The 3,066-nt window shown below is 66.5% G+C and carries 3 protein-coding genes; all 3 read left to right on the plus strand.

The features are described from left to right. On the plus strand, positions 1-664 hold a 664-nt coding region (gene prmC / locus V6M48_RS11180), incomplete at its 5' end, for a peptide chain release factor N(5)-glutamine methyltransferase (RefSeq protein ID WP_332812621.1). A 286-nt stretch (positions 665-950) separates the two neighbouring features. Next, on the plus strand, positions 951-1,613 hold the full coding sequence (locus V6M48_RS11185) for a DUF4167 domain-containing protein (RefSeq protein ID WP_332812622.1): 663 nt from the start codon (positions 951-953) through the stop codon (positions 1,611-1,613). Positions 1,614-1,826: 213 nt separating this feature from the next. After that, positions 1,827-3,066 (plus strand): Clp protease N-terminal domain-containing protein (locus tag V6M48_RS11190; protein WP_332812623.1); only part of this gene is annotated, 1,240 nt, incomplete at its 3' end.

A 3,066-nucleotide genomic window follows, 5' to 3' on the forward strand; every position in this document is an offset into this window, starting at 1 on the left:
CGAGCCGGTGCATCGCATCCTCGGCGCACGTGAATTCTATGGCCTTCGCCTCGCGCTCTCACCCGACACGCTCGAACCGCGCCCGGACACCGAGGCGCTTGTGGAACTTGCGCTGCCCTTCGCGCGAGGCATCTGTGACAAGCGCGGCGCCTGCCGCATCCTCGACCTCGGCACCGGTACGGGCGCCATCGCGCTTGCGCTTCTGTCGGCCGAGCCGCGCGCGATCGCGGTTGCGACCGACATCGCGCCCGGCGCCCTGACTACGGCGAAGGCCAACGCCGAATCGTTGGGTCTGGCCGGGCGGATCGCCTTCGTCATGTCCGACTGGTTTGCGGCGGTCGAGGGACCGTTCGATCTGATCGTCTCGAACCCGCCCTATATCCCGTCAGATGAAATCGGCACCCTCTCGCGCGAGGTGCGCGGCTTCGATCCGTTGCGGGCGCTGGATGGTGGAGCGGATGGACTCGATCCCTACCGGATCATCGCGCGCGACGGCGCCGCCCATCTCGCGCCCGACGGCGCGGTCATGGTCGAGATTGGGGCAGGGCAGGAGAACGACGTCGCGGGCATATTCGCGCGACACGGCCTGCGCCATGCCGATACCCGCCGCGATCTTGGCGGCCACGTCCGGGCGCTTTGCTTCGTGCGACAACGCGGCGATTAAAAAAAGCTTGGCATCCCAAAGGAATGTCGCTACGTTCCAATCACCGGACAAGACGTAGCAGGCAGTGCCGTTGTCGATTCGGTCCCCGTTGAAAACAAACTGCCTTCTTGCGTGAGCGATGCTTGGGGCGTCGCATGGGGAACGTCCGGGCAGGCTATGAACCGGAAACAGAACGGATGACGGCGGCGCCGCAACGAGGCGCCCGACCGTCGCAATCACGGCGGCAGACCGGGCATCTCCCAATCCGGCGCGTCGCTTCTCGCAACCTCTCCAGCAAGAGTGTCGAATGAGGCCACAACAGCAGAACAGGCGCATGCGCGGCCGTAATAACAATAATAACAACAGCAGCAACCAGAATCGCAAGGGGCCAAATCCTCTTACGCGCAGCTACGAATCGAATGGCCCGGATGTGAAAATCCGTGGCTCCGCGCAGCAGATCGCCGAAAAATACATGCAGCTCGCCCGCGACGCCCACAGTTCCGGCGATCGCGTCATGAACGAGAACTATCTGCAACACGCCGAGCACTACAACCGCATCATCGCGGCGGCTCAGGCCCAGCAGCCGCAGCAGTTCAACCGTGATTCGCGCGACGACCAGGACGACGACGAGGACCAGGACAACCCGGCCCCGCAGCAGTCCTTCGAAGCCCCGCCGCAGGTCAACGACGGCACCGGCCCGCAGCCCGAGATCAGCGGTATTCCCGCCGAGGTCGCGCTCAACCCGGAAGCGTCCGGCGAGGAGCAGCCGCGCGAGGTCCGCCCGCAGGTGAGCAGTGGCGAAGGCGAAGAAGGCGCGCCGCGCCGTCCGCGCCGCCCACGCCGGCGTGGGCGCGGCGGCGACTTCGCCAACCGCGAGGCCGGTGCGGAGGAAGGCTCCGCGGCGTCCGAGGGCGGGGCCGCGGCAGCGGGACCCGAGATGGCGCCCGAACCGTCCGACGAGGCTGCCTGATCTCATCCTGATCGGGGCATCCGCACCGACCAAATATCCGCCGGCGGGCAGGGGCAATCCCTCCCGCCGGTTTTTGTTTGACCTTGGTCAAGGCGTCTTGAGAGGTCGAAAGGGCATACCCATATCCAGCCCAACAGAGCCTGCCGCACATGGGGGTTCGTCATCAGGCCGATCCGGCGCCTCTCGAAGGGCCGGTGAGGGAAGGAGACACATATGAACATCGAAAAACATTCCGAGCGCGTCCGGGGATTCATCCAGTCCGCGCAGACCATGGCTCTGTCGCGCAATCACCAGCAGTTCACGCCCGAGCACCTGCTCAAGGTGCTGGTCGACGATTCCGAAGGCCTCGCCGCCTCGCTGATCTCCCGCGCCGGCGGAGATCCGAAGGCGGTGCAGATCGCCGTCGAAGGCGCGCTCAACCAGCTGCCCAAGGTCGAGGGCGGCAACGGCCAGCTCTATCTGTCGCAGCCCATCGCCAAGGTCTTCTCGACCGCCGAGGAGATCGCCACCAAGGCCGGCGACTCGTTCGTCACCGTCGAGCGGCTGCTCACTGCACTGGCGGTCGAGAAGTCGGCCAAGACCGCCGACATCCTGGCCAAGGCCGGCGTCACCGCGCAGGGGCTCAACGCCGCCATCAACGACATCCGCAAGGGCCGCACCGCCGATTCGGCTTCCGCCGAGCAGGGTTATGACGCGCTGAAGAAATACGCCCGCGACCTCACCAAGGACGCCCGCGAGGGCAAGCTCGATCCGGTCATCGGCCGCGACGACGAGATCCGCCGCACCATTCAGGTCCTGTCGCGCCGGACCAAGAACAATCCGGTGCTGATCGGCGAGCCGGGCGTCGGCAAGACCGCCATCGCCGAGGGCCTGGCGCTGCGCATCGTCAATGGCGACGTGCCGGAGACGCTCAAGGACAAGAAGCTGATGGCGCTCGACATGGGCGCGCTGATCGCCGGCGCGAAATATCGCGGCGAGTTCGAGGAGCGGCTGAAGGCCGTGCTCAACGAGGTGACGTCCGCCGACGGCGGCATCATCCTGTTCATCGACGAGATGCACACGCTGGTCGGCGCCGGCAAGGGCGAGGGCGCGATGGACGCCTCCAACCTGTTGAAGCCAGCGCTCGCCCGCGGCGAACTGCACTGCGTCGGCGCCACCACGCTCGACGAATACCGCAAGCATGTCGAGAAGGACGCGGCCCTCGCGCGGCGCTTCCAGCCCGTCTTCGTCAACGAGCCGTCGGTCGAGGACACCGTCTCGATCCTGCGCGGCCTGAAGGAGAAATACGAGCAGCACCACAAGGTGCGCATCGCCGATTCGGCGCTGGTCGCCGCCGCGACGCTGTCCAACCGCTACATCGCCGACCGCTTCCTGCCCGACAAGGCGATCGACCTGGTCGACGAGGCCTCCTCGCGCCTGCGCATGCAGGTGGATTCGAAGCCCGAGGCGCTCG

This window comes from Sphingomonas sp., assembly GCF_036677245.1.
Lineage (GTDB): Bacteria > Pseudomonadota > Alphaproteobacteria > Sphingomonadales > Sphingomonadaceae > Allosphingosinicella.